Here is a 23,602-nt window from a genome sequence, read left to right on the forward strand (position 1 = left end):
CCCTGAAGAGCATCCACCATGTCCGCACCTCGCCGCAAACGCACCCGTGCCCCGAAAAAACCTGGGCTCACCCGACGAGCCTTTCTGCGCGGATTGGGCCTGGGCGCGGCCACCATCACGGGCGCCACCGCACTGAGCGGCTGCGGTGGTGGCAGCAACAGTACCCCTGTCGATGCACGCACCAACCCCAATGAAGTGCAAACCCAAAAAGTGGCCTTTTTGCACAGCGTGGCCAGTGGTGACCCCACCGCCAACAGCGTGATGTTGTGGACCCGCGTCACCCCGGAAAACACCAACCGCAGCGTGACCGGTCAGGTGGATGTGTTCAAAGATGAAGCGCTGACTCAGCCCGTCAAAACACTGCCGTTTCAAACCGACGCCAGCCGCGACTTCACCGTGAAACTGGACTGCACCGGTCTGGAGGCCGACACCGTTTATTTCTACCAGTTTTTGAGCAATGGCGTTCGCAGCCCCAAAGCGCGCACACGCACCATGCCCAGCGCCAGCAGCAAACGCCCACTCAACCTGGGTGTGGTGAGCTGCTCGTCATTGGGCCACGGGTTTTTCAATGCCTACGCCCAGCTGGCCAAACGCAACGACCTCGATGCGATTGTTCACCTGGGCGATTACATCTACGAATATGGCACCAACGAGTATGGCAGCGTGCGGGCCTATGAACCGGCCAACGAAATCACCACCCTGGCCGACTACCGCATGCGCCACGCGCAATACAAGCGCGATGAAGACCTCACCGCCCTGCACCTGAAGTTCCCCTTCATCACCATTTGGGACGACCACGAATCGGCCGACAACTCGTACAAAGACGGCGCCAACAACCACACCGAAGGCGTGGAAGGCAAATGGGTGGACCGCAAGGCATTTGCGCAACAAGCCTATGATGAATGGATGCCCATCCGCCTGCCGGAACCCGGCAACCGCAACAAGATTTTCCGCCACATTCCACTGGGTGGCCTGGCGGACCTGTTTCTGCTGGACACGCGGCTGTACGACCGCGATGCGCCTGCCGGGACACCGATCAATCCCGTCGAAGGGAATGCCTCCAATGCCGATCGCCACATGATCGGCGACGAGCAGTACAACTTCCTGATCAATGGCCTGCGCCAATCCCAAACGCCCTGGAAATTGGTGGGAAACCAGGTGGTGTTTCACCAATGGATCATCAAACCCGGCGTGAACAATCCCGCACCCGGCCCGATCCATGACGTGTTGGGTCCATCGGGGCTCAATGGCGACGCTTGGGACTCTTACGGCGCCGAACGCCAGCGCATCATCAACGCCCTAAAGGGTGCCGATGGTGGTGCAGCCATCAACAACGTGGTTATTCTCACCGGCGATGTGCACAGCGCCTGGGTGGCCGACATCACGGACAACCCCAACCTGCCCATCAGCCAGGTGGGCGGCTACAACCCACTGACCGGCGATGGCAGTGTGGCCGTGGAATTTGTGGTCACTTCCGTCACCTCGCCTGGCTTGCCGATTCCCGATGAAGTGGTGCAAACCATTCGCCTCACCAGCCCGCACATCAAACACGTCAAAATGAGCGAGCGGGGCTACAGCCTGTTGAAAGTCACCGAAGAAAAAGTGACCTGCGAATACTGGGCAGTCAGCACCATCACCGAGCGTGGTGGCAGCGAGCAACTGTCCGCCAGCTTTGACGTGCTGAAAGACAGCAATCACATCAACCCGGCATTGCCAGCCCTTCCCGGGCCGCTGGCGGGCGCATTGGGCTAATTGGGGCTAATTTGGGTGAGCTTGTCGGGTAAGATCCGGTTTGACGTTTTTTTCCGGCAATCGGATACCCAGCATGGCCCTCTCCAAGTTTCTGCCCAAACACATCACCGGCATTCTCACGGTGGTCCTCATGACCACCTGCATCACATTCTGGTTTGTGGTCATGCTGCCCTTCATTGTGCTGCGACTGCTACCCGTACACCGCGTGCAGCGTTGGGCTTCCGGCCGTTGCGTGGCCATTGCCACCTGGTGGGTGGGCAGCAACAAACGCATTTATGCACTCATGCACGGTGGGCAACAAGCCACTGTCAATATCCGAGGCCAGTTCAAACCCCACAGCAGTTATTTGGTGATCAGCAACCACAGCGCCTGGGCCGATATTGTCGTGTTGTTTGACGTGCTGCATGGCCACAGCCCGTTCGGTCGGTTTTTTCTCAAGCAGCAACTGATTTGGGTGCCCATCGTGGGCGTGGTGTGCTGGGCCATGGACTTTCCCTTCATGAAGCGCCACAGCCGCCAAGCGATCGCCAAAAACCCAGCCCTGGCCACGCAAGACCTGGAGACCACACGGCGCGCCTGCGCGGTCTACAAAGAAAGCCCAGCCACGGTCATCAACTTTCTGGAAGGCACACGCTTTACACCGGCCAAACAGGCCAAAACCAAATCACCTTACAAACACTTGCTCAGCCCCAAATACGGTGGCCTGTCGGCCGCACTCAATGCCATGGGCGAACAGTTTGCAGGTTTGGTGAATGTGACCATTGCCTACCAACCCGTGCAGGGCAACCTGACGTGGTCATGGCTGTGCGGTCAGCAAGCAGGCATGCACATCGAGATTGAAATCCTCGACATTCCCGCCGACATGGTGGCTGGTGATTTTGGTGGTGACCCTGCGTTTAAAACCGCGTTCAAACAATGGGTCAACGGCCTGTGGGCCGACAAAGATGCGCTGTTGGCCCGCCTGAAACAACACCAGTAACTGCTCGCGAGCCCCCGGGGCCTTGCTGGGTCAGTGTTGATGGGCTCCGCTGGCGGCACCCGCCGGGCCTCGCACAGTCGCCTTCACCGGCATGTCGATTTTCGTGCCGTCCGGTTTTTCAAACAGCAGGTTGAGGTCCACCTGCTGCCCAGCCTCCACAGCACCTTTCAACGCCATCAGCATCAGGTGGTTGCCACCAGGTTTTAATTCCAGTGGCTTGCCAGGTTCTATGTTCAGGCGTTCCAGCATGCGCATCCGCATCACATCACCATCCATGCGCATTTCATGAACCTCGGCCACCTCGGCCAGGGGGGTGGACACACCCACGAGGGCCAGTTTTTCAGTGGACTGAATGGTCAGGTACCCGCCGGTGGCATCTTGTTCGGCCAAGGCCGGGCGCACCCACACATTGCTCACCGTGACGGGGCCTTGGGTCTGCGCATCGGCTGGTGTTGCCACCACCGCAGCACTGGCCGTTGAGGCAGTGTGCTCGTCGTGCTTGGAGCAGCCTGTGAACCCCACGATTGAAACACCCAGCATGCAGGCCAAGCCCATCGTTTTCTTCAAATCCATGTCAACCACCAAACACTTTTTTCAAAATGGAAGCACCTGCTGCGGCTGGATTGGCGCGGATCGATTTTTCCTCTTCAGCAATCATGTGGTACAGGCCATCCAGCGCCTTGCCCGTCACATACCCATCCAGATTGGCCTCTTCGGGTTTCAGCAAACCAAATTTGCTGCCCTTTTCAGCCAAGGCGTTGTACTGCTGCGTCACCCCCACCTGCGCTGTTTTGGCCTTCACAATCGGCATCAACAGCGTGGTGAGGTCAGCCTGTGTTTTGCTGCGGAAAAAATCGGTCACCGCCGTATCACCACCTTGCAGCACCTGCTTCGCGTCCTGCACGCTCATGTTTTGAATGGCTTTCTGCAACAGGGTTTTGGCCTGGGGCACCGCCGCTTCGGCGGCTTGGTTCATCGAGGTTTCCAGCGTGTCCAACTGGCCACTCATGCCCACCATTTTCAGCATTTTCTTGCTGCTTTCAACAGCCGGGGGCAGGGGAATGTGCACCGCCGGGTTGTTCAAAAACCCACCGCTTTTGCCCAAACTGGCCACGGCTGATTCCGCACCTTTGCTCAAGGTGGTCCGCAGGGCAGAGGCCGCGTCGGTGTTGCTGATGTTGCTCAGGTCAGCAGCCCAAGCCGTACCAGCCAACGACAGGACGGCAACGGCCGCCAGGCGGCAAGTGGATGTCAACAACTGTTGGGGCATTCTGGGCATGGCAGGGTCTCCGGTTTTGGCAACCCCACCAGTGTACGACATGCACATTCAAACAGGTCAGGGCTTTGCCATGCCAACGGCTTGCGCCGTTAAACGTTGACGGCTGCTCGCAATGGCTTGCTGTATTTGCGGCACCATGCCCTGCGCAACCCGCTCACCCTCCAGTAAAAATTCATGCCGTTGGTCCAGGTTCAAGGCATCGGCATGTTGCACGCTGGGCTGAATCACCACATCGGCACGGGCCAATTCAGCTTTGATGGCTTGTTGACTTAAAATATTGATGCTTTGGTCCAGCAAACCCCACCAGCCCATGTTGCCCACCCCTTTCTTGGGTCGGGCCGAAATATCCACTGCAATCACCACATCGGCACCCATGTCGCGGGCCGTGTTCACCGGCACAGGGCTCACCAAGCCACCATCCACGTACTGGCGGTTGCCAATCTGCGTGGGCAAAAACACATTCGGAATGCTGCACGATGCACGCACCGCCTGGCCCGTGTTGCCATAGTTGAACACCACCTTCTCGCCACTGGCCAAGTCGGTTGCCACCGCCGCATAACGCATGGGGAAGGCCTGAATCGGCTTGTTCTTCACCTGGGTGTTGACAAACTGCTGCAGCTTCTCGCCAATCAAGAAGCCCTTGCTGCTCAAGGTCAGGTCGCGGATGTCGTTCTCCGTCATGTTCAAGGCCGCACGCTGCAACTCAAACGCACTCATGCCACTGGCATACAAGGCACCCACAAAGCTGCCTGCACTGGTGCCCACCACAATTTGCGGCTTAATGCCCTGGCTCTCCAGCACCTTGATCACACCCACATGGGCAAAACCTTTCACGCCACCGCCGCCCAGCACCAAGGCGACCACGGGCTCGCGCACCTTCACAGGCTCGGCCACCGGTGCCACGGTCTCGGGGACGGGTTCTGGCTTGAATGCTGCGCAGGACGCCAGCACCGCGGCCGAAAAGCCCAGCGCCAACAGCTTGAACACCTTGATTTTCATAACTTTTCGGGAAACAAATCGATTGGAGGGGAAGTGTACGGCAGAGCAACCACAGTGTGTCGATACGACCCACTAATGTGAACAAGGTTCCGTGACCAATCAACTGCTCTATTGCGGTGCACAAATTTCTGGGGTAAACCCGCGGTTTTGTCAAAAATACGGGTTTAAGTTACACCATGCGGGTGACACCTCATTGTCAATTTTTTGCAACTGAATCAATTCGTGCCATGTTTGATGCATCAACACGATGCGAAACGCACCAGTTTCGTGCACGGAGACTCAACGTGGCTTTGGTTCAAACCGCTGCTGTTGCAACACCAGTCGCGACAACCTTCATTAGGGATGTCGAGACGCGCATTGCCAAAAAAAATGGCTACACCCGAAACGAAGGACGGGAGTTTCGCAAGCGCGCGTGGTGGGAACGTTTCAACGAGTGGGGTGGCAAAGGGAAAAACCTCCAGAGCTGTGTCCGGGGCCACTACGAGTCTGGACATTACGTGTCAGCCACTATTCTGCGCGAACAACGTGCGCTGGAGAAAGCACAGCCCACCCAAGGCTCGCTATCCATCTGGGACTCGTACAAAAACAACGCGCAGTTGCAAGACCGCATGCAGCGGCAGGATTATGTGCGGACGCGGATGGACCTTTTGCACGACCAAGGTAACGCCCGGCGCGCTGCTGCCGTGGCCAAAGGGGTGATGGGCTTTTGCGAAATGACCTCGGCGCCCACCGGTTTTACCTATCGCATGGTGAAAAACCTGTTCATGCACAAAATGGCAGAAAACAGGCCCAGCCACAAAGTTTTAACGGCACTACTCTCGTTGCCCATCGGCATGCTATCGACATTCATCACGGGTTTGGCACGCACCGATACCCGAGCCGCTTTGGGTAAGGTGGGTAACCAAATTTTGATTTCGTTCGCGGCGTTTTCGGCCATGTTTGGATTGACTTCAACGGTCTCCGCCTGGGTTTCACAGGGTTTCATGCGCAACATCGATTTGAAGCCCGAACACAAAACAGCCATCGAAAAGGAAATGACCAACACCCTGCGCAAAATCAACAAACTGATTTTGCACTTTCAAGGCAAACCGGATGGTCGCCTGTTGCTCGCCAGGGCCATGAATCGGTATGTGGGGTCCGAGTTTCGGGGTGCCAAAGTTCAAACCCACAAAAAAGACCAAATGCCGGTGCTGATTGAACGGCTGGAAGCAGCACTGGAGCCCGAAACCTGCCCAGAAGCCATCGACCGAAACCTGGTCAAAACCCAACAAATCATCGGCGATTATTTGGGTGAAGTTCCCGAACCGCCCTCAAACGCCGGTGTCTGGCAGAACTATCAATATCGAAAGGCGCTTCGGTGTCGTGAATCGCACTTTGCAACCTTGGCGGGTTTGGTCGAGCACGGCGATATTCAATTGGGAACGATCAACAATTCACCCGACGGCAAAAGCAAAGTGAACCAAGACGCGGACCTTAAAAAATCAGCGCAAGACAGCCGCACGTGGATGGAAGGTAAAGCCCAGGACTTGAACACGATTATTTTGAAAAGTCTGATTGCGCCGGCTGAAAGCATCGATCGAATAATCGGAACACATTGGGCGCGAACCCTCCGATATTGGACCAACCCCGACTACGAAAAAATTCACAAAGCCAAACTGGCAGATCCAAAACGCGCACCGCACAACGCCACCAAAGGCGAATACATGAGCCAGAACATTCACCAATATGGCCCAATTACCCGGGCCCTTATCATCACCAGTGACACCTTGCACGCCATCAACTACAACTTTGTATTGGCTGTAAACGGGTCGACTTCCAGACTGTTCAATTTTGGTTTCAGAATGCTTCAAAATTTTGGGACCTCTAGCCCGGCATCCAGAACCGTGTGCAGTTCTTTTGGAAGGTGTGCCGGCGGTGCAGCCGTCTCTGCCTTATACGCTTGCGGTATTCCAGCAGTTGACAAGATTGCAGCCCAAACGGGCTCACCGTTTCATTCCAGCGTTCCAACGGGTGACAGCAAGTTGAGCATCTTGAGCACCGGCACCGTCATGTCTGGCATTGGCTTGCTGGCCTTGGCCGCACTCGGCGTTGCTAAACTGTCAGCATCCTTGGGTGGCTGGAATGGCAACGTGCTACCCAACCGCCCCAATGTGTCCCGCGGCGAAAAACTGAAAGTGATTTAAGCCAAGCCCTTCAAACCGGCACCGGCGCACCTGCCACCACCCGGCGCAATACAAAACTGGTGTGCACACCCGTCACCCCTTTGATGCGGGTAATGCGGTTCAACAGCAGGACCTGGTAAGCATCCATGTCTTGCACAATCACCCGCAACTGGTAATCGGCCTGCTGCCCGGTAATCAGCAAACACTCCTGCACCTCCCCAATTTTTTTGATTTCACTTTCAAAATTCGCAAAGCGCTCGGGGGTGTGTTGGTCCATGGAAATGTAAATCAAGGCCTCCAGTGCGTAGCCCAGTTTTTTCGCATCCAGCACGGTGCGGTAACCTACAATCAAGCCAGCGTCTTCCAGTGCACGCACACGGCGCAAGCAGGGTGAAGGCGACAAACCGATGGCTTCGGCCAATTCTTGGTTGCTCACCCGGCCATTGGTTTGCAGGTGTTCCAGTATTTTTCGATCGTAGCGGTCCAAACTCACCGTTTCTGTTTTCATGGTTTTTTATTGCTTGTTTGATTGTTATTAAGCAATTTAATGTCAAATCATGGTTATTTCAAGGCAAACAACGCAAGCACCTGCCAGGGGGTTTTGCATACACTGGTTGCATTGAAAACACACCACCCCAGCAGGCCCATACCATGATGCTCGCCAACCCCGCCACCAAATACCGCCGCGCCTACACCGTGGACATGCCCAACCGGCAGTGGCCCAACCAGCAAATCGAGAAGGCCCCCGTGTGGTTGTCCACCGACCTGCGCGATGGCAACCAGGCCATTTTCGAGCCCATGAGCGTGGTCACCAAATTGCGGTTTTTCAGTGAATTGGTGAAGGTGGGTTTCAAAGAAATTGAAACCGGTTTTCCGGCGGCTTCACAAATTGATTTCGACGTCATCCGCACCCTCATTGATGAGGGCCGCATTCCCGATGACGTTACCCCTATGGTCATGACACAGGCCCGTGACGATCTCATTGAGCGCACTGTGCAATCGGTGATCGGCGCCAAACGCGCCATCATCCACATCTACAACTCCACCGCACCGGTGTGGAGGAATACGGTGTTTCGCATGACTGTGCCCGAGGTGATCGACATGGTGCGCCAACGCGTGCAAACCGTGAAACGCCTCACCGATGCCCACCCCGAGACCGAATGGGTACTGCAGTACTCGCCCGAGTGTTTCAACATGACCGAGCTGGACGTGGCGCTGCAAGCCTGCAACACCGCGATTGACACCTGGAATGCCGGGCCCGGGCGACCCGTCATCATCAACCTGCCCACCACCGTGGAGTGGAGCACGCCCAATGTGTTTGCGGACCAAATTGAGTGGATGGACGCCCGCTTGAACCGACGTGCGCATGTGGTGTTGTCCGTTCACCCCCACAACGACCGCGGCACCGGCGTGGCCACAGCCGAATTGGCCATGATGGCCGGTGCGCAACGCGTGGAAGGTTGCCTGTTTGGCAATGGTGAGCGTTGCGGCAATGTGGACATTGTGACGCTGGCCTTGAACATGTACACCCAGGGCGTGCACCCGGGCTTGGACTTCTCCAACATCAACGCCATTGCCCGCGTGGTGGAAGAATGCACGCAGTTGCCCATTCACCCCCGCCACCCGTATGTGGGCGATTTGGTGTACACCGCCTTTTCAGGCTCGCATCAGGATGCCATCAAAAAAGGGTTCGACAAGCAGATAGACGGCGGCATATGGGAAGTGCCCTATTTGCCCATCGACCCCAAGGATGTGGGCCGCACCTACGACAGCGTGATCCGCGTGAACAGCCAGTCCGGCAAAGGCGGGATTGCCTACATTCTGGAACGTGAGCATGGCGTGGTCATGCCTCGGCGCATGCAAGTGGAATTCTCGGCCGTGGTCCAGCAAGAAAGCGAACGCACCGAAAAAGAGGTGAGTTCCACCGAGTTGTGGGGTCTGTTTCAGCGCACCTATTTAACGGCCACTGAACAAGGCGCCGTTCAAGCCCGGTTTCATGAACAGGGCAGCCAAACGCGTGCGGTGCTGCAATGGCAGCAGGGTGAGGAAGCCGTCTCGGTGGAGGGCATCGGTAACGGCCCGGTGGATGCCGCCGTGAATGCCCTGCAACAGCAATTGGGTCCATTCAATGTGGTCAACTACGAAGAGCGTTCACAAGGGCAGGGCGCACAGGCCAAAGCGGTGTGCATCATCGAGGCCAGTTCACCCCACATGCCGGCTGGGCGTTTTGGTGTGGGCATTGACGACAACATTGTGATGGCCTCGGTGAAAGCCCTGATGAGTGTGGTGCATCGCTTGGGTTTGCAAGCCGCTGTACACTGTGCGCATGACTGAACCCATGAATGAGAAGCGACTTCAAGCCGCTTACGAGCGCTATGTACAAAGCCGGGGCGATGCAACGCCCCTGCCGTATGCGCAATGGAAAGCCGACGAACTGCGCGCCCAGCGGCGGGGCACAGCGTTGGCCAACAAACCATGGTTTGCGGCATTGGTGATTGCAGCCTTTGTGGTGTTTGCACTGTGCATGCTGTAGCCGCTTGTGCAAGCGATCTTTGACAGACCCGCTGCTTTGGGCTATGGTTTGCGCCATGAACAAAGCCCTTCTCCCATCCAGTTGTTTGCCAAACCGCACCGGTACACCAGTGCGGGCGCAGCAGCGTGCCTGCGCCCCACACGATCAAGCCCGGCGAGGCTAAACCCTTTCATCTTTTTCGACACCACACTGTTCTCTCGCCGGGCCCCACCGGTGATGTATTCAAGGAGAACGGCTGTGATCAACCACACCCACAACAAATTTTTATCCACTGAACGTGTATTAACCGAACTGGACCATGCACGCCTGCGCAAACTGCCCACCTTAAACCCACACATCCGTTTAAGCGACCTGCTGGACAATGCCGACACCGTTCCGTCACGACAGGTGGCCGCCAACGTCATCACCATGTATACGCAATTCTGCTTGCTGGATTTAAAAACTGGCCAACGGATGGTGATGGCCCTGTGTTACCCGAAAGATGCAGAACCCGCTGCTGGTTTTGTATCGGTGTTGTCGCCCTTGGGCATGGCGTTGATTGGTTTGAAAGAAGGGGATGAGGCTCACTGGTTGAGCCCAAGTAGAGATGTGCTAAAAGCAGTGATTGAAAAAATTCTGTTTCAGCCAGAAGCCAGCGGTGATTACTTCACTTAATGGGTTTTCAGGTCTGCTGAAAGTGCAGCAGCATGTGTTCAATCACACGGATGTCGGGCCGCACAGGCCCGGCGAATACCTCAATGCTGTGTAGCCCCTGCTGCTTAAAAACCCGCAGGGTTGGCAGGTTTTCAACATCAACGCCCGCGCAGGCATCTTCATCGTCTTCAATGTCCAACCATTGCCATTGCCATTCGGGGTGGCTGCTACACAGTTGTTGATAGTCCGCTTTGAAGGTGCGGCACACGCCGCACCATTCGGCGCACAGGAGTTGGATTTTCAAGGCCATGTTGGGGGGTGACTGCTTTCAGTTTGCACACATACCCATTTTGACAGTGAATAGCGTGAAACATACGCTTGGTTTTTGATTTGCATTTTTAAACGATGAAGAAGTTTTGGCCAGTTCCTGAATGGATATCCACGTACTCATACAAACAAAGTCCTCGAAGCTTTGGTTCAAAAAGGTCCGCAGGGCGTACTCACGCTGGATGCGATTTGTACGCACCACTTGGCTCACCAGTACTTGCGATTGCTGCTGGTCGGGTCATTGAATCCTGGAAATTTTATTCCGGCACCTTTCAAGTTACGGTAGACCATGGCGCATTGGGGGTTGTGCGATATGGGGAAGTGGAAGAAGAAGGCATTCCAAGTGTCGGCACCACTGTGCAAGCAGGTGAACAAATTGGTCGAATCGGAAACTTGGGCCGAGGTTTGCATCCAATGCTTCACCTTGAGCATTACTCGGGCCAGGCCAACGGGCCACTGAGTAATTTCAAGAATCCGCCTTATTTGCGGCGTAGTGACCTCCAAGACGCAACTCTATTGCTCGACTCACTTTTATGTTTGAGAGACAAAACATGCACAAAAAATCAAATCTCTTAATACTCGGTTCGTGTCTGTGCTTTTCAATCACTGCTTGCAATCAAACAAGCTCAAAAACATCATTGGGGCTTTCACCACTCAGTGAAATCACTCCAACAAAAATGATGTTGGGCAAGAAGCAAGGGGCTGCTGCCGAGCGATGCGTGTATGCAGTGCGTGTAGACAATGCCAAGTTGGCTTGCCAGCACAACAATTGTGCTGTTCAAGTATTTGACTCTGCTCCGCAGACGCTTCAAAACGGACAACGCGGTTTGTTGGTGGGTAATTGCACGAACGACGGTTCGTTGCCAACTGGAGACCTCATCGCCGACCGAGGACAAACTGGCGATTCCGGAATCATGATTTTGCAAAACAGACGGCTTGGAGATTCACTCTGGAAGCAAACGGTGTTGCCGAATGGCGATTACGCGATTGAATTGGGAACCGAGGCCGCCTTGGGTACTCTTCGTTTTGAACAGGGCAAATACCGGTGGGATGAAGAAGCGGACTAACAACTGAAATGGGTTAGATCTAGTTAGCGAATATTTTTGAGAATGTCGTTTGCTTAGCTTCTTTCCAAGACTTTGGAAGATCCCCATTATTTTCGAGGGCTACGTAAATTTGCCGAATCAATTCAGCATCAATCACTTTTGCCGAACGCAACTTATCCAACAATTGAAACCCGTGCCAGACTTTAAGGTCAAAATCGCTGGCCAACGCATGCATACCCAAATCATCTGTGACCACGATCGCTTCCCTGACCTGACCCAAGGCGAGCAAAAAGCAATCAGCAGGACTGGGGGGTGAGCGACCGTTCGAACTGTACCGAACAACATCGTCCAAGACCGATTGGTGCAACACGCTTTGTGCCGCAGTCACTGAAGCTTTTTCATCTTCTGATAGACGAATTTGTTTGGCTAGCCGCTCTTTAACAAACTCCTCTCCATCAAACCATGGAAACAGGGACTTGAGACGAGGGCTATTGTGCACCTCGTCTTCGACCAATTTGTGAATGGTGAGAACGTAACCCTTTTGCCCAAACTTAATTCCGATTGCAGGTCTAACCCGCTTTGCCAAACGAAGGTATGCGTTCGTATCCAGCAGAACCAGCGTCAATCGCTTAGTTCCTTGACCAAACTAGCAGCATCTTGCATTGAAATGTCCATTACCTGTTGTACATACCCAGATCCAACTCCGTTGGCTTTAATCATGGCCTTAAGCGCGACAAAGAAAGCGCTTCTAAACGTGTTGGCAGTGGCAGCAATATACTCTGCTGGCATCGGAGGTAAGGGGTTAAAAAGAATTTCGCTGATCAACTTACCCCGTTCTGTATTGCGAATTGCATGCACGTCTTTCTCTACACAGCGCAACCCTGGCAAGCGGTGGGTTTTGTAAAACCGTTCCACCTCTGAAAACACGCTGAATAAAGAAATACGGTATTCGCTTGCGTAGCGCTTTAAAACTTTCAGTTCACCGTTGCTGTCCATTTGCTTTTGAGTTGCAACATAGGCTGCCTCGGCAATAGACTGCGGAAACAACAAAGCACCGGCAAGCGCGTCAGCGAAGTCTTCACCAGCCTCTGTGCCGGCCAAATCGGGGGTGTACACATGTGCAAGTTCATGCGCCATCCAGAACTTAAAGTCCTCTAACCGAGTGTCCAAGTTTAGGAAAATAAAAGTGATCTGCTCTTTTGGTAACAGAATGTGAAGGGCATTTTTATGCTGACGTTTCTCGCCCCACATCACTGGCACGATCACTGCACCATTCACATAAAACTGTTCAATCAGATGTTCATAGCCCAACACGGCTTTGGCGCCAAGCCCGATGCGTTGGCGAATCTCTTTTGCTATCGCCTGCAAGGCCTCATAGCTGGTCGAGGGGTTCGCGATGGAGGACCGCAACGCGTGTATGCCGGGCAGAAACGGCACGAGTGGTTTTAACAACGAGCCCATGGCGATTGCCTTGGTGATGTGCTCGTTCGTTGTTTTTGCTGCACCCTTTTTGCGAAAAGCAATCACTGGTTGGTCTTCACTGGACGAAACTACTAACGCTGAAAATGTCAGCTTTAGCGCAGTTGCCAACTTTAGCAACTTGTCTGGCCTTGGAAAATCGATTCCTTTGAGCCAATTGGTTATGGCCTGCGGGGTAACGTCCAGTTGAGCGGCGAGGTCCTTCTGTGTCCAGCCTTTGGCCTGCAGGGCTGACTTGACATTTTCGCTATTGAGCAGTTTTTCCATAGTGGCCGAATTATTATCCGTATATGGATAATAATCAAGTTTAATCAAGTGCTAACATCACGAATTCTTTGCAAAAACAACTAAGGCCACATGAAATTCTTCGCTCGGCCCACTTGAGACTGCCTGAAGTTCAGCTCGCTTTTGGCCAAGCCCAAGATGTCATCCACAAACTGGTATTGCCCCTCGGGGTACCAAATAGCGGTAATGAGCTGCCCGGAAATTCGTACCACTGATAACCCAACGTTCTGGCCTCGGTTGCTAAAAGGCCCGATGAGCGCTGGGCATGAGAACTCCCGCTGAGCAGTACCAATTAGCAGCCTAATCTGGCAGAAAGTGCTGAGTCATTGCGTTGCACGCTGATTCACAGTGGTTACGGGGTTACTGCTTTAGAAGTTACTCGCCGTTTTTAGTGAAGCTTTGCACCTACATCAAAACTGAGGATTCCACCCCTTAGCAAGGCTTTTGTCAGATCAAGTCGGAATTACTGTGATTAAGTACTTCCCTATCAGCAATTCAATCTAGACATCGTCAGAGTCCATAGCCAGTACTTTTAACTCATCTTGTAAAACCAAATTGCGTAATCCATTGGCAATCAGGTAGCAACGAACTGCAGCGGCGAACTCACCAGACGGGGAGGACATCGCCAGCAGCTCTGCCTCGGCCTCCTTGAAGTTGGTACGGTCATTCGCTGACCTCTCGCCTTTGGGAATTCTTGCCACCGCTTTGTAGCGGGCCATGGCTCTTCTCGCTTGACGCATGGTTCGTCTGCGCTGGCTTATCAACATTGATTGCTTCAGGCCAAGGTAGTCAATGGCTAAAGTCACAGACGCCTGGGTATCTGGCTCGAGTTCTGGAGCAGGCACCACAGTGCCATCTTCGTTAAACCACAACTTGCCCGGGTCTTCAGGGTCGGTGGGGTCCAACAGAATGGGGGATTCGCCATCGATGTCCCTGCTCTCAAGCGTTGCTCGCCGCGTTGGGTTAACCAGCGGGAACCAGTCCCCCTTGCCGACTGACTCCTCTGAGTACTCTTTGTTGACCGTATTGCACAACATGCCTGCCAAGCGAAAGTTGTCCAGATCAAAGGCCAACCACGAATAGCCTTCGGTATAGGTCTTGGCCGCTTGCTTGGCTCGACCATGAGGTCGGAAGTGGTCAACCTGGTATCGCGATACACTTTCTCTGGCCTCGGAGTACCAACATTTATTGCTCGACATGCCTGACAAGTAATCACGCACGGCTGTCCAAGCTTTCGAGTTGCCCTCGATGTGTGCCTTGCGGGCTTCAAGGTCCTGGATGGCATCGAGCTCATCTGTCGCTTTTTTCAGTGCCTCCTTGATTTCATCCGGCACCTTAGACCAGTCGCGATGGATATAGATCATTTTTTCTGCAAGAGCTGTTCGATGATGGCCTTGGTTGCTTTATCACGCTGCCTCAACTGCTGAGGCGTGCGCGGCTCGTCATCAGCCAATTCAATGTCATCTAGCTTGCGCAAGAACTGGCGGTAGAGCGCGTCTCGCTCTTCGTACATGAAGCCAAGCTCACGAAGCTGGTCGTTGATCGCATCCAACGCCTTGGTCTGTGCCTCGTCGAGCTCAGCCAGGCGTGCGAGCCGGTTTCGAGCATCGATCAATTCCTGTGTGGGCTGATCGAGCGTTGAAGGCATGCCGAAGATGTCCGTCAGGACCCCTCCGATACCCAACCCCCTTGGATCAACAAACGGTGGTTCAACCAGCACGGCTCCAGAAGACTCGTCGCTGTACATGACGCGAACCTCGTTGCGGGTGAGCCCTGCAATCGTGAGCGGGTTATGCGATGTCAACACGATGTGGCACTTGTCTTGGTCTGCTGCGATGCCCGTCCACTCTTGGATCAGGTGCAGGTAGCTGTGTTGCCAATGCGGGTTCAAATGCGTATCTGGCTCATCCAACAGGAACAGCGCCCGCTTGCCCCGTGACACACGAATCAGGCCCCAAACCATCAGCAGCTGTCGCTCGCCATCCGACAGGTCAGCAAAGCCCACATCGCCAGTCGAATCGTTGCTGCGGGTGACCCACACCAAGACTTCTCGAATCAAGTCAGAGATGTCCATCGCCTCCAAGGCAAAGAACATTTCACGTTCATTGGTGAAGTCTTGCGCAAACTCCTTCAATCGGGCCAGCGAAGGAAGAAAGGTGGCGTACTGGGGCTCGGCTTGCTTTTTGTCACGGTAGTCGTCAATCGCATTGCCTTCCAGTACAAGGGGGTGAAGCGCCACATCCTTCAGCTTGCGCGCGGTTCTCCCAGCTGGGCCGCCCGCGCCCCAAAGGTCTTCCGCACGAGCCTTCTTGCTCTTGGCGTACCAAGGCTCACGCAAAAGTCCAAGTAGGGAATGGAAGCCCGTGATACCCAGCTTGCTAGAGAGCTCTTGCATCACCTTCACATCAGGAAATGCAAACAGGGCCATCAATGCCAGAACACCGTGGATGGGACGGCAGTAAAACAAGCGCCGCTCTGCTTGCGCCTGGGCCACTTTCTTGGGGTCGTCTTCAAGCTTGACGGCGTCGTAGTACCGGCGTTGGTGGCTGTCAAACAAGGCTTCCAGGCGACGACTGCCGCCAGAGTAGTAACCAAACACGAGGTCAGGAAACCAGTCCTGCTTGTTCTTCTCAAAGTCTGTGCGCTTGACTTCTTTGCCGTTGACCTGGATTGCTGGCTCACCGGGCACGTTACTCAAGGTGACCCGGGGCGGATCCGACACGGTACGCCCAAGAGGTTGGATTCGGTAATCGACCCGGTACTGAAATCGAGGCTCGCTGCGACGCAAGTCAACCCACCGGAAGACCTGCGTGATCGCTTCAATGAGGTTGGACTTGCCCGCCCCGTTTTGGCCAATCAACACCGTGGTGAGCTGGCTTTCATCAAAGTCCACCTCCAGTTGCTTCAAGTTCTTGAAGCCATCGATGTAGACCTTATCCAGTCGCATGGCCTGGCTCCAGCGTGGTCTGGTTGTCTTTCACATGACCTTCGGCGATTTCCCAAGCCAGTTGCTTGTAGAAGTCGGCCACAGGCAATTCGGCTTCCTTGAACAAGGACTGTGCGGTCGTCGGTACGCCCAAGCGCCGCAAATGGCCGGCCAGGTAAGGGAGACCTTTCACATCTTCGTCTTGTCGGCTTTTTGTCATAGAAGAAGCCTCTGCAGGTGCTCTTGTAGTTCGAGGTTTACTAGGGCGGCGCGGCTTTTTATTTGGACTAGAGGCGGTACGCTGACTGACCAGACGAGCCAGCAGGGCGCTGGCGGGCTCGTCGTTGGGGTCTTGCTCTACCAACTCACCACGGAAGGCTTTGGCCAGCACTTGGGGTGCCAAGCGTTGGACATGGGCGCGCATGGCGGTGTAGCGGGCTTCGACACGGTCGGCAAAAGTCAGCAATTTTTCAACGCTTCCAACAATGCGGGCCTGCTCGTCAAGGGGAGGCAATGGTATCTCAAAGTCCTTGATCTTCGATAGGTTGAGATTGGGCTGGTTGCCTCCTTCAGCCAATTCACGCATGACAAGGTAATTCGCAGTCAACGCAAGTTTGACGAATTGCCTAGCTGCCAATTCTTCATTCACCGAAATGGCAGCACATGCCTGATTGATCGTCGCCTCTATCGCCAACTCTGAAACTTGACCGCGCGTCTTTCCCTCACCATACATCGCTACTAGCAGTGTGCCCTTGGGGTAGACCTTCAATCGGTGGGTTGCAATGGCCGCCTCCGTCACGAACTGGTCCGCCCCAACAACAAACGGTGAGCCCGTTGCTGCGCTGGTAACCCAAGGTGTTCCTGTGCTCGCGTAAAAAGCACTGTTCGAACGAAGAGGTGTGGAGCCCGTGCCAACACTGGCGATATCTGAAATCTTTGCTGTCTTTACTGGGGCCTCGGCAGCGGAGTCATCCACTTGCTCTCGAACATCACTCGTCAATGCGCAGGTCAAAACAGCCTGCCGAAACCGCTTGAGGATGCCTGGAATGGCATCGAGGTGGTCGTTGCAGGCGTTGACGCGGGCAAGCAAGGTGTCGAGTTGATTGGCAATTCTGGTTTGCTCGGCCACTGGTGCAACTCTGAATGGCAAAGTGGCAGCCGCCGCACCAGATAGTTCTTTGAAAGTAGTGCCCGTAGCAATGCCTTCTGCCTCGGGCTTGAGGTGCTTTAACTGGTAGTAAGTGAAACGGGGGTCAAATCCTTCGGGCAAAACAAAGCTCTTGAAGCCTTGATTGGTTGATATCGGGTTTGCAGCAATCGCTACATAGCCTATTGGTGCACGGCTCGAGAAGAGCACACTTCCCTCAGGCAACAGCGTGGCACCGCAAGCGGCAAATCCTGCATCAGTCAAATCGCGCGCGCCCCGCTCGACCGTTTGGCACTTGTAGCCACTGAGGTCAGCGGGAGTCACCCATGGGATCCCTTGTCCAGGCATAGCAAAGTTGGCCGGATCTTTTGATGGAGGGGTGCCACCGCCCACCACCCGAGCAAAGCTGCCAATTGGCACTTCTGACCAGTTGCTTGGCAAATCACTCATCGCTTTGCCCCCCCTCCAGCTGTGCCTTGGGCGGCAGCTCGGCCCAGTACTCGGCCACGGTGATGTCGTCTTTGTGCATTTGCAGCAGCTCCGCCTGTTCGCGGCTCGACTCGGTGCACAAGATCAGGCCTATGGGCGCCTCTTCGCCGGGCTGACGCTCGTGTTTGTCCAACCACTTCAGGTACAGCCCCATTTGGCCTTTGTGGGCGGCCTTGAAGCGGCCCAGCTTCAGCTCAATGGCCACCAGGTGGCTACAGCTCAATTTGGTCGACAGTGTCGACACAATCTCGGCATCAGGAAATGCCTGGGCAAACCGCACCATGCGGCGAAGGTTGCGGGCCTCGAAGCCCCGGCCAAACTCTTGCGACAGCTGCTGCCCCAGTTGGTCCAGCAATTGGGCGCCGTAGCTGGCGCGCTCACCGCCCAGCACCTCGGCGCTCAGGCGATGGCGGCTGCTGGCGATCAGGGCCCGCAGTTCTGCATGCAGGTCGCCAGCCTGCTTGGCATGCAATTGGCTCATGCCGAAGCCCCCTCGGCAGCCTCACCGGGCTCGGTGTCGTCCACCAACAGGTCGTCCAGCTCGGCATCGGGGTCTTCGCCCAGGGCCTCCACCAGGGCGCGCAGCTCCTTGAAGGCGGCGTTCATTTCGCGCATGGCTAGGCGGGCCAGCATGGCGGGCTCTTCGCGTTGCTGCTGGGCGTTGTCGGCGCTGTCATCCTTCAGCCAGGCTAGGTCCAGGTTGTCGCCGCGCTCGGCAATCTGCTGGCGCGTGAACTTGCGCCAGCGGCCTGTTTCGCCCATGTCCACGCGTTGAGCCAAGGCCTGTGGGCCGCCTTTGGGGTCAGGGCCAAACACGTCTTCAAATTTGTCGCGCGGCACGTCCGCCGGGGCATCAGCGGGGGTACGGAAGTAATCGCGTGTGAACGGGGTGCGCTTGCCAAACTGCGGCATGTTGGCGCGCATGTCGTACACCCATACCTCTTGGGTGTTGCCCTTGTCGGTCTTCTCGCCTTTGGTAAAGAAGAGCACATTGGTCTTCACGCCCTGGGCATAGAAGATGCCGGTGGGCAAGCGCAGGATGGTGTGCAGGTTGCACTTGTCCATCAAGTCACGCCGGATGCTGGTGCCCACATTGCTTTCAAACAGCACGTTATCGGGCAGCACCACGGCCGCACGGCCACCGGGGGCCAGGTTGCGGTAGATGTGCTGCAAGAAGGCGAACTGCTTGTTGCTGGTCTCGTAAGTCAGGTCTTTGCGGGTGGGCAAGCCGCCGCCCTTCTTGGTGCCAAACGGTGGGTTAGACAAGATCAAGGTCGCTTGGGGCAGTCGAGTGCCTTCTTCACCCAAGGTATCGCCATACTCCACGCCGCCTTCTATGCCATGCAGCAGCATGTTCATCAAGGCCAGGCGGTGGGTGTCTTGCACCAGCTCCATGCAGAAGAAGGTGCCGTGCCGGTAGCGGCGTTGGGCTTCGTCATCCAGGCCATCAAAATCGTTGTGCTCGCGCAGGTAATTGTTGGCCGCGATGGGGAAGCCGCACGTGCCCGCAGCCGGGTCTTGGATCACATCGTCTAACTGTGGCTGCATCACGGCCACTATGCTGTCAATCAAATGGCGTGGGGTGAAATACTGGCCCGCACCGCTCTTCTTCTCGGTGGCGTTGCGCTCCAGCAGGTCTTCGTACAAGTCCCCCAGGTCGTCGCGTTGCACGCTGTACCAATCAAGCGCATCGATATCCGTCACCAGCTTGCTCAGGGTAGCGGGCTTGGTGATGAAGGTGTTGGCATTTGCGTAGATCTGCTGCACAGCACCGCGGCCGTGCAGGCCGTAGCTCAGCAGCATTTCTTTGTAGATGTCCAGCCGCTCAGGTGCTGAGGCGCTCAGCAGGTCATCCCAGCGGGTGCCTGCTTGTTCAACAGGGGGCTCACTCTTCTTGGGGCGAATCCAGACCGTCAGTCGGTCTTCCTGCCCTGTCTCCTTCATCATTTTGAGAAAGAGCAGGTAAGTCAGTTCGCTCAGGTATTGGTGATAGGTGACACCGTCGTCACGCAGCACATGGCACAGCGACCAGAGCTTGGCGCCAATATCATGTGCAACTTGGGGGGTTTTGGCCATGAATGAGTACTACTGCATTAGGCACTTTGGGCAGGAGGCGCCCAGAGTGCATCGTTGAAAGCGTCCAGCACCGGTTGGAGCTGGCCATTGAAAAGTTTGTCGAGTCGATTGAACCCGCCGCCCTCGCGTTGGAAGAGCAGGTCAGGGTCGTCCAGTGCCTCGCGATCCACCAACAGGTTGGCCTTGGTTTGTGCGGCAATGCGCTTGAGCCAGCTGCGCTGGGGCTCCGTCCAAGGCTTCCCGCCGGGTGGGTTGGCCAGCAACGCTTGCAGTGCGTGGTCCACCCGCTCGCTGTAAGGCAGCAGGGCGTCGCCCAGCGCGGCCTGGCGAATGTAGCCCACGATGCGGGCGGCGATGTCTTGGTTGCTCATCTCCCGCCAGGCCATGGCCAGGCGGGCCTCGCTGAAGCCGGCTTGGTCCAGCGCCAAGATCAGCTCTTTGAGCTGTTTGCGCGTCAGGTCGCGTGGCTTGGTCAGCACGACCATCAGCGCGGGCAACTCGTTGCTGTGGCTGCTGATGAACTTCTTGAACTCATCCAGGTAGTCTTCAGGCCTCTTGGCGTTGCCGTAGCCGCGGTCGGCCAGCAGGAATGCATCTGCGTGCTCCGATACGTACATGGGCTGGCTTTGGCCTGCGGCCTTGCGGTCGAGGATTTCGCCCAGGTCAGGGTTCTGGGTGAACCACGCAGCCACTTCCGGCAGGCTGAGCGTCTTCAGCTTCTTGATGAAGGCGTCTGGCGTCATGCCGGCCTTGGTCTCGAAGTCTTGCGCGTCTTTGCCCTTGAGATGCCGCTTCTTGACCTGCAGCTTGGCCAAGAACTGCTCACGCAGCAACTCACGCGCTTCGTCTGATTGAACCTCGGTGAATTCACGCTCCAGCTGCTTGAAGGAAATTTTCGGGTTCACCACCACGGGCTTCATGTCGGTCATGTTGCCGATGGCTTCGAAGATCTTCACGGCATCGAACACCCGGAATGAGTCTTTGGCTTCGCCATCGAACTCGCACAAGCGCGTGGCGCGGCCCAGCATCTGATCAAACAAGATGCGGCTGTTGACCTGCCGAAGGAAAACCAGGTTGCAGATTTCGGGCACGTCCACACCAGTGGTCAGCAAATCCACCGTCACGGCCACATTGGGCAGGCGCTCGTTCTTGTACCGGCGAATAAGCTCCAGCGGCTTGTCAGCATTGCCGGTGATCTTGATGACGGCATCATCTTCGACCTCGCCGTAGCGATCCTCCAATGCCTTCTTGAGCACATCGACCACCAAGTCTGCGTGGTCGCTGCTCACACAGAAGATCAAGGTCTTGCGCCGACCACTGGGGTCGATCTCTTGGGCCAGGTAGCTACAGACAGCTTCGTTGAATGAGCGTGTGATGACCTTTCGGTTGAAGTCGTCAACCTTCAGCTTGATCTCGTCTGGGGCCTTGAACAGGTCGATCTGGTTGCGCTGCGCGTCGTAGATCTTGACCTCTTCGCCCACCTTCCAGGTCATGCCGTTTTCAGACAGCTCGGTGCGGATCTGGATCGGGGGCTCGTAGTCCACCAGGAAGCCATCGACCACGGCTTCGCGGTAGCTGTAGCTGTACACCGGCGGGCCGAAGATCTCGGTGGTGTGCAGGGCTGGCGTTGCGGTCAGGCCGATCTTGACGGCATCAAAGTAGTCCAGCACACGACGGTACTTGGAGATGTAGTCGTCAAACCCACGGAAGCTGAGTTCCGTGTCGGACATCTCTCGGTCGAGCGTGTAGCCACGGTGGCATTCGTCGATGACGATGCAGTCGTACTGGTCAACCGTGGGGGGCGCCACGCCCTCTGCGGGGAACAAGACCCGGCGCATCATGCCCTGCACGGTCGCAATGTGCACAGCCGTGTCCGCATCGGGTGTTTGGTGTTCCAGCTCCTTGATCCCGAACGCATCTGAGAAAGTTTGCAGGCGCTCCATGCGGGTGTCTTTGAAGGAGTTGGCTGCCTGCTCACCCAAGGCTGAGCGGTCAACCAGGAACAAGATGCGGCGGAACCGTTGCGACTTCAACAACCGGTAAATGAGCGCAATACAGGTCTTTGTCTTGCCGGTGCCAGTGGCCATGGCCAACAAGATCTCGCGCTGGCCCTCGGCGATACAGGTTTCGGTCGACCGGATGGCCGCTTGCTGGTAGTAGCGCAGTGGGAAGCCATAGTTGAACGGGGTGTTGTTCAGTTCGGCGTGGGCCTTGCCTTCGTCCTTGCGCAACAGGGCCTGGAGGCCATCAGGTGAATACAAGCCATCCAAAGCGGCACTGCGGTTCTTGGGATCCCGCAGGTCACAAAACCAGACGCCGCTCTTGGTCGCAAGCTGCCGCAAGTAAGGCCTGCCATTAGTGGCAAACACAAAGGGGATTCGAAACTCAGACTTCGCGCCCCAGTTTTGCGCGTGGAGCTGCGTCTCCGCACCGGGGGAGAAGGTGCGGCTGTATCGCTTACTTTGCTGAAGGTCAGCGGAGACGTCTTTGCTGTGACGTTTGGCCTCAACCACTGCCATGGGGACCAAGCCGCGGAATAACACGTAGTCGGCGGAATAGCCCTCGCATGGCCATTCGGCGATGGCCATATTGCGCCCTTTCGCTGGGCGCGCCCCTTTGCTGTATTTCAATACTTCGGTGTCAGCCTCCCAGCCCGCTTGGCGCAATTGTGCGTCGATCATCCGGCGAGTCTCGGCCTCGTCCAGCTCGACAAGGGTGGCAGCCTTGTTCGCAGACACGACCAGGTGCATCAGAGTGTCGGGCGGAGCGGCCTTGGCTTGGGCCTGAAGCTCGGTCAGTTGGGCCGCGAGTTTGGCTTTTGCTTGGTCGGACTCGGTTGCGATCTGCTCCCAAACCGAGCGCTCTTCACTCAAAGCTGTCAGCTGCGTCCTAGCCGCATGCAATGCCGTCGCGGCTTGCTCATGCTTGCTCTGGTAGTCAGACACTGCCTGACGCAGCTTGGCCAGCTCTTGCTCTAGCTCTTTGGATTCCTCCTGTGGCGGTGCTGGCGGAACAAATGGCCCTGACTTGAAGTCTGGCTGCTTGAAAGTTCGGTGGAACCATAGGCTCAGCTGCCAGGCCAGTTTCAACGTGGCTAAAGCTTTGGCGTGATCACCCGCCAGCGCGTGGTTGGCAGCGTTACCAGTGACCCGAATTTGATCAAAGACCTGCTTGATCTCTCGGGGGACCAGATTCTCTGACTGCAGGCGACGAATGAGCTCGTACTGGCTTTCCTCTTGAGAGGTGTAGAGCCCGCCTCGTGCGGCTAGGTTCTGAGCGAGCAATTCTGCAAACTGCCGCTGCTTGAGAAGGCTGGTGTTCGGGTCTTCGGTGAAGTAGCGCTCAGCCAAGGCGCCCAAGCGCCATAGCTGGGGTTCATATGCCCTCAGCATGTCGAAGTTGGAGCGTATGCTATGCACCACTTTTTTCCCTTTTGAGCATTGCTAAATCTTACTTGATAGAAGCAACCCAACAAAATTTGCAACAACTG

The 23,602-nt window shown here is 55.9% G+C and carries 21 protein-coding genes; 8 read left to right on the forward strand and 13 right to left on the reverse strand.

What is annotated here, in order from left to right; all coding sequences use genetic code 11:
• Positions 1-18: 18 nt before the first annotated feature.
• Together VGE55_RS13485 and VGE55_RS13490 are read left to right on the forward strand one after the other, a co-directional pair.
• On the forward strand, positions 19-1,752 hold the full coding sequence (locus VGE55_RS13485) for an alkaline phosphatase D family protein (protein ID WP_331132197.1): 1,734 nt from the start codon (positions 19-21) through the stop codon (positions 1,750-1,752).
• Between the two features lie 73 nt (positions 1,753-1,825).
• On the forward strand, positions 1,826-2,731 hold the full coding sequence (locus VGE55_RS13490) for an acetyltransferase (RefSeq protein ID WP_331132198.1): 906 nt from the start codon (positions 1,826-1,828) through the stop codon (positions 2,729-2,731).
• Between the two features lie 30 nt (positions 2,732-2,761).
• Here the strand turns inward: VGE55_RS13490 and VGE55_RS13495 are convergent, their stop codons facing one another.
• The 3 genes from VGE55_RS13495 to VGE55_RS13505 are packed head-to-tail and all read right to left on the reverse strand — an operon-like array spanning position 2,762 to position 5,009.
• Positions 2,762-3,304 (reverse strand): copper chaperone PCu(A)C, encoded by a 543-nt coding sequence (locus VGE55_RS13495; protein ID WP_331132199.1) that lies wholly within the window; start codon positions 3,302-3,304, stop codon positions 2,762-2,764.
• 1 nt (position 3,305) lies between these two features.
• Positions 3,306-4,010, reverse strand: coding sequence for a DUF4197 domain-containing protein (locus tag VGE55_RS13500; protein ID WP_331132200.1), 705 nt, complete (start codon positions 4,008-4,010; stop codon positions 3,306-3,308).
• A 57-nt stretch (positions 4,011-4,067) separates the two neighbouring features.
• Positions 4,068-5,009, reverse strand: a complete 942-nt coding sequence (locus tag VGE55_RS13505; RefSeq protein ID WP_331132201.1) for a patatin-like phospholipase family protein — start codon at positions 5,007-5,009, stop codon at positions 4,068-4,070.
• 284 nt (positions 5,010-5,293) lie between these two features.
• Here VGE55_RS13505 and VGE55_RS13510 point away from each other — a divergent pair, with 284 nt between their 5' ends.
• Entirely contained in the window at positions 5,294-7,192 is a 1,899-nt protein-coding gene (locus tag VGE55_RS13510) for a hypothetical protein (protein ID WP_331132202.1), read from the forward strand.
• Positions 7,193-7,202: 10 nt separating this feature from the next.
• Here VGE55_RS13510 and VGE55_RS13515 read toward each other — a convergent pair whose 3' ends face one another.
• Positions 7,203-7,679 carry an Lrp/AsnC family transcriptional regulator gene (locus VGE55_RS13515; protein WP_331132203.1) on the reverse strand — a complete coding sequence of 159 codons (477 nt, stop codon included), beginning with the start codon at positions 7,677-7,679 and terminating at the stop codon, positions 7,203-7,205.
• 146 nt (positions 7,680-7,825) lie between these two features.
• On the opposite strand from VGE55_RS13515, the gene leuA reads away from it, so the two are divergent.
• The 3 genes from leuA to VGE55_RS13530 are packed head-to-tail and all read left to right on the forward strand — an operon-like array spanning position 7,826 to position 10,358.
• Complete coding sequence (gene leuA / locus VGE55_RS13520) at positions 7,826-9,505, forward strand: 2-isopropylmalate synthase (RefSeq protein ID WP_331132308.1); 1,680 nt, start codon at positions 7,826-7,828, stop codon at positions 9,503-9,505.
• Between the two features lie 4 nt (positions 9,506-9,509).
• A complete protein-coding gene (locus VGE55_RS13525) occupies positions 9,510-9,704 on the forward strand; it encodes a hypothetical protein (protein WP_331132204.1) in 195 nt (64 codons plus the stop codon).
• A 6-nt stretch (positions 9,705-9,710) separates the two neighbouring features.
• A complete protein-coding gene (locus tag VGE55_RS13530; protein ID WP_331132205.1) occupies positions 9,711-10,358 on the forward strand; it encodes a GreA/GreB family elongation factor in 648 nt (215 codons plus the stop codon).
• A gap of 7 nt (positions 10,359-10,365) precedes the next feature.
• On the opposite strand, the gene VGE55_RS13535 is transcribed toward VGE55_RS13530, so the two are convergent.
• Positions 10,366-10,647 carry a thioredoxin family protein gene (locus VGE55_RS13535; RefSeq protein WP_256763298.1) on the reverse strand — a complete coding sequence of 94 codons (282 nt, stop codon included), beginning with the start codon at positions 10,645-10,647 and terminating at the stop codon, positions 10,366-10,368.
• 95 nt (positions 10,648-10,742) lie between these two features.
• On the opposite strand from VGE55_RS13535, the gene VGE55_RS15040 reads away from it, so the two are divergent.
• Both VGE55_RS15040 and VGE55_RS13540 read left to right on the forward strand, forming a co-directional pair.
• Positions 10,743-11,240, forward strand: coding sequence for a M23 family metallopeptidase (locus tag VGE55_RS15040; protein ID WP_370569122.1), 498 nt, complete (start codon positions 10,743-10,745; stop codon positions 11,238-11,240).
• Positions 11,216-11,731 (forward strand): hypothetical protein, encoded by a 516-nt coding sequence (locus VGE55_RS13540; RefSeq protein WP_256763299.1) that lies wholly within the window; start codon positions 11,216-11,218, stop codon positions 11,729-11,731. Before VGE55_RS15040 ends, VGE55_RS13540 begins: the two co-directional genes overlap by 25 nt.
• A 19-nt stretch (positions 11,732-11,750) precedes the next feature.
• Here the strand turns inward: VGE55_RS13540 and VGE55_RS13545 are convergent, their stop codons facing one another.
• The 8 genes from VGE55_RS13545 to hsdR form a co-directional block, all read right to left on the reverse strand.
• Complete coding sequence (locus VGE55_RS13545) at positions 11,751-12,335, reverse strand: DUF4411 family protein (protein WP_256763301.1); 585 nt, start codon at positions 12,333-12,335, stop codon at positions 11,751-11,753.
• Positions 12,332-13,504: an XRE family transcriptional regulator gene (locus tag VGE55_RS13550; protein WP_331132206.1), complete on the reverse strand. Its 1,173-nt coding sequence runs from the start codon at positions 13,502-13,504 to the stop codon at positions 12,332-12,334. Before VGE55_RS13550 ends, VGE55_RS13545 begins: the two co-directional genes overlap by 4 nt.
• Positions 13,505-13,974: 470 nt before the next feature.
• A complete protein-coding gene (locus tag VGE55_RS13555; RefSeq protein WP_331132207.1) occupies positions 13,975-14,838 on the reverse strand; it encodes a hypothetical protein in 864 nt (287 codons plus the stop codon).
• Complete coding sequence (locus tag VGE55_RS13560) at positions 14,835-16,421, reverse strand: AAA family ATPase (protein WP_331132208.1); 1,587 nt, start codon at positions 16,419-16,421, stop codon at positions 14,835-14,837. The genes VGE55_RS13555 and VGE55_RS13560 overlap by 4 nt, the downstream gene beginning before the upstream one ends.
• Positions 16,408-17,997 carry a restriction endonuclease subunit S gene (locus VGE55_RS13565; RefSeq protein ID WP_331132209.1) on the reverse strand — a complete coding sequence of 530 codons (1,590 nt, stop codon included), beginning with the start codon at positions 17,995-17,997 and terminating at the stop codon, positions 16,408-16,410. Before VGE55_RS13565 ends, VGE55_RS13560 begins: the two co-directional genes overlap by 14 nt.
• A complete protein-coding gene (locus VGE55_RS13570; protein ID WP_331132210.1) occupies positions 17,990-18,517 on the reverse strand; it encodes a PDDEXK nuclease domain-containing protein in 528 nt (175 codons plus the stop codon). Before VGE55_RS13570 ends, VGE55_RS13565 begins: the two co-directional genes overlap by 8 nt.
• Positions 18,514-20,112, reverse strand: a complete 1,599-nt coding sequence (locus VGE55_RS13575; protein ID WP_331132211.1) for an N-6 DNA methylase — start codon at positions 20,110-20,112, stop codon at positions 18,514-18,516. Before VGE55_RS13575 ends, VGE55_RS13570 begins: the two co-directional genes overlap by 4 nt.
• A gap of 17 nt (positions 20,113-20,129) precedes the next feature.
• A complete protein-coding gene (gene hsdR / locus VGE55_RS13580; protein WP_331132212.1) occupies positions 20,130-23,531 on the reverse strand; it encodes a type I restriction-modification system endonuclease in 3,402 nt (1,133 codons plus the stop codon).
• Positions 23,532-23,602: the final 71 nt, after the last annotated feature.

Origin of the sequence: Limnobacter sp., from assembly GCF_036405155.1 — a bacterium.
Classification (GTDB): Bacteria; Pseudomonadota; Gammaproteobacteria; order Burkholderiales; family Burkholderiaceae_B; genus Limnobacter.

Excerpts from the sequence above, each read along its gene's own strand:
- VGE55_RS13485 (WP_331132197.1), top strand. The coding sequence starts at position 19 with ATGTCCGCACCTCGCCGCAAACGCACCCGTGCCCCGAAAAAACCTGGG.
- VGE55_RS13490 (WP_331132198.1), top strand. The coding sequence starts at position 1,826 with ATGGCCCTCTCCAAGTTTCTGCCCAAACACATCACCGGCATTCTCACG.
- VGE55_RS13495 (WP_331132199.1), bottom strand. The coding sequence starts at position 3,304 with ATGGATTTGAAGAAAACGATGGGCTTGGCCTGCATGCTGGGTGTTTCA.
- VGE55_RS13500 (WP_331132200.1), bottom strand. The coding sequence starts at position 4,010 with ATGCCCAGAATGCCCCAACAGTTGTTGACATCCACTTGCCGCCTGGCG.
- VGE55_RS13505 (WP_331132201.1), bottom strand. The coding sequence starts at position 5,009 with ATGAAAATCAAGGTGTTCAAGCTGTTGGCGCTGGGCTTTTCGGCCGCG.
- VGE55_RS13515 (WP_331132203.1), bottom strand. The coding sequence starts at position 7,679 with ATGAAAACAGAAACGGTGAGTTTGGACCGCTACGATCGAAAAATACTG.
- leuA (WP_331132308.1), top strand. The coding sequence starts at position 7,826 with ATGCTCGCCAACCCCGCCACCAAATACCGCCGCGCCTACACCGTGGAC.
- VGE55_RS13525 (WP_331132204.1), top strand. The coding sequence starts at position 9,510 with ATGAATGAGAAGCGACTTCAAGCCGCTTACGAGCGCTATGTACAAAGC.
- VGE55_RS13535 (WP_256763298.1), bottom strand. The coding sequence starts at position 10,647 with ATGGCCTTGAAAATCCAACTCCTGTGCGCCGAATGGTGCGGCGTGTGC.
- VGE55_RS15040 (WP_370569122.1), top strand. The coding sequence starts at position 10,743 with ATGAAGAAGTTTTGGCCAGTTCCTGAATGGATATCCACGTACTCATAC.
- VGE55_RS13540 (WP_256763299.1), top strand. The coding sequence starts at position 11,216 with ATGCACAAAAAATCAAATCTCTTAATACTCGGTTCGTGTCTGTGCTTT.
- VGE55_RS13555 (WP_331132207.1), bottom strand. The coding sequence starts at position 14,838 with ATGATCTATATCCATCGCGACTGGTCTAAGGTGCCGGATGAAATCAAG.
- VGE55_RS13560 (WP_331132208.1), bottom strand. The coding sequence starts at position 16,421 with ATGCGACTGGATAAGGTCTACATCGATGGCTTCAAGAACTTGAAGCAA.
- VGE55_RS13565 (WP_331132209.1), bottom strand. The coding sequence starts at position 17,997 with ATGAGTGATTTGCCAAGCAACTGGTCAGAAGTGCCAATTGGCAGCTTT.
- VGE55_RS13570 (WP_331132210.1), bottom strand. The coding sequence starts at position 18,517 with ATGAGCCAATTGCATGCCAAGCAGGCTGGCGACCTGCATGCAGAACTG.
- VGE55_RS13575 (WP_331132211.1), bottom strand. The coding sequence starts at position 20,112 with ATGGCCAAAACCCCCCAAGTTGCACATGATATTGGCGCCAAGCTCTGG.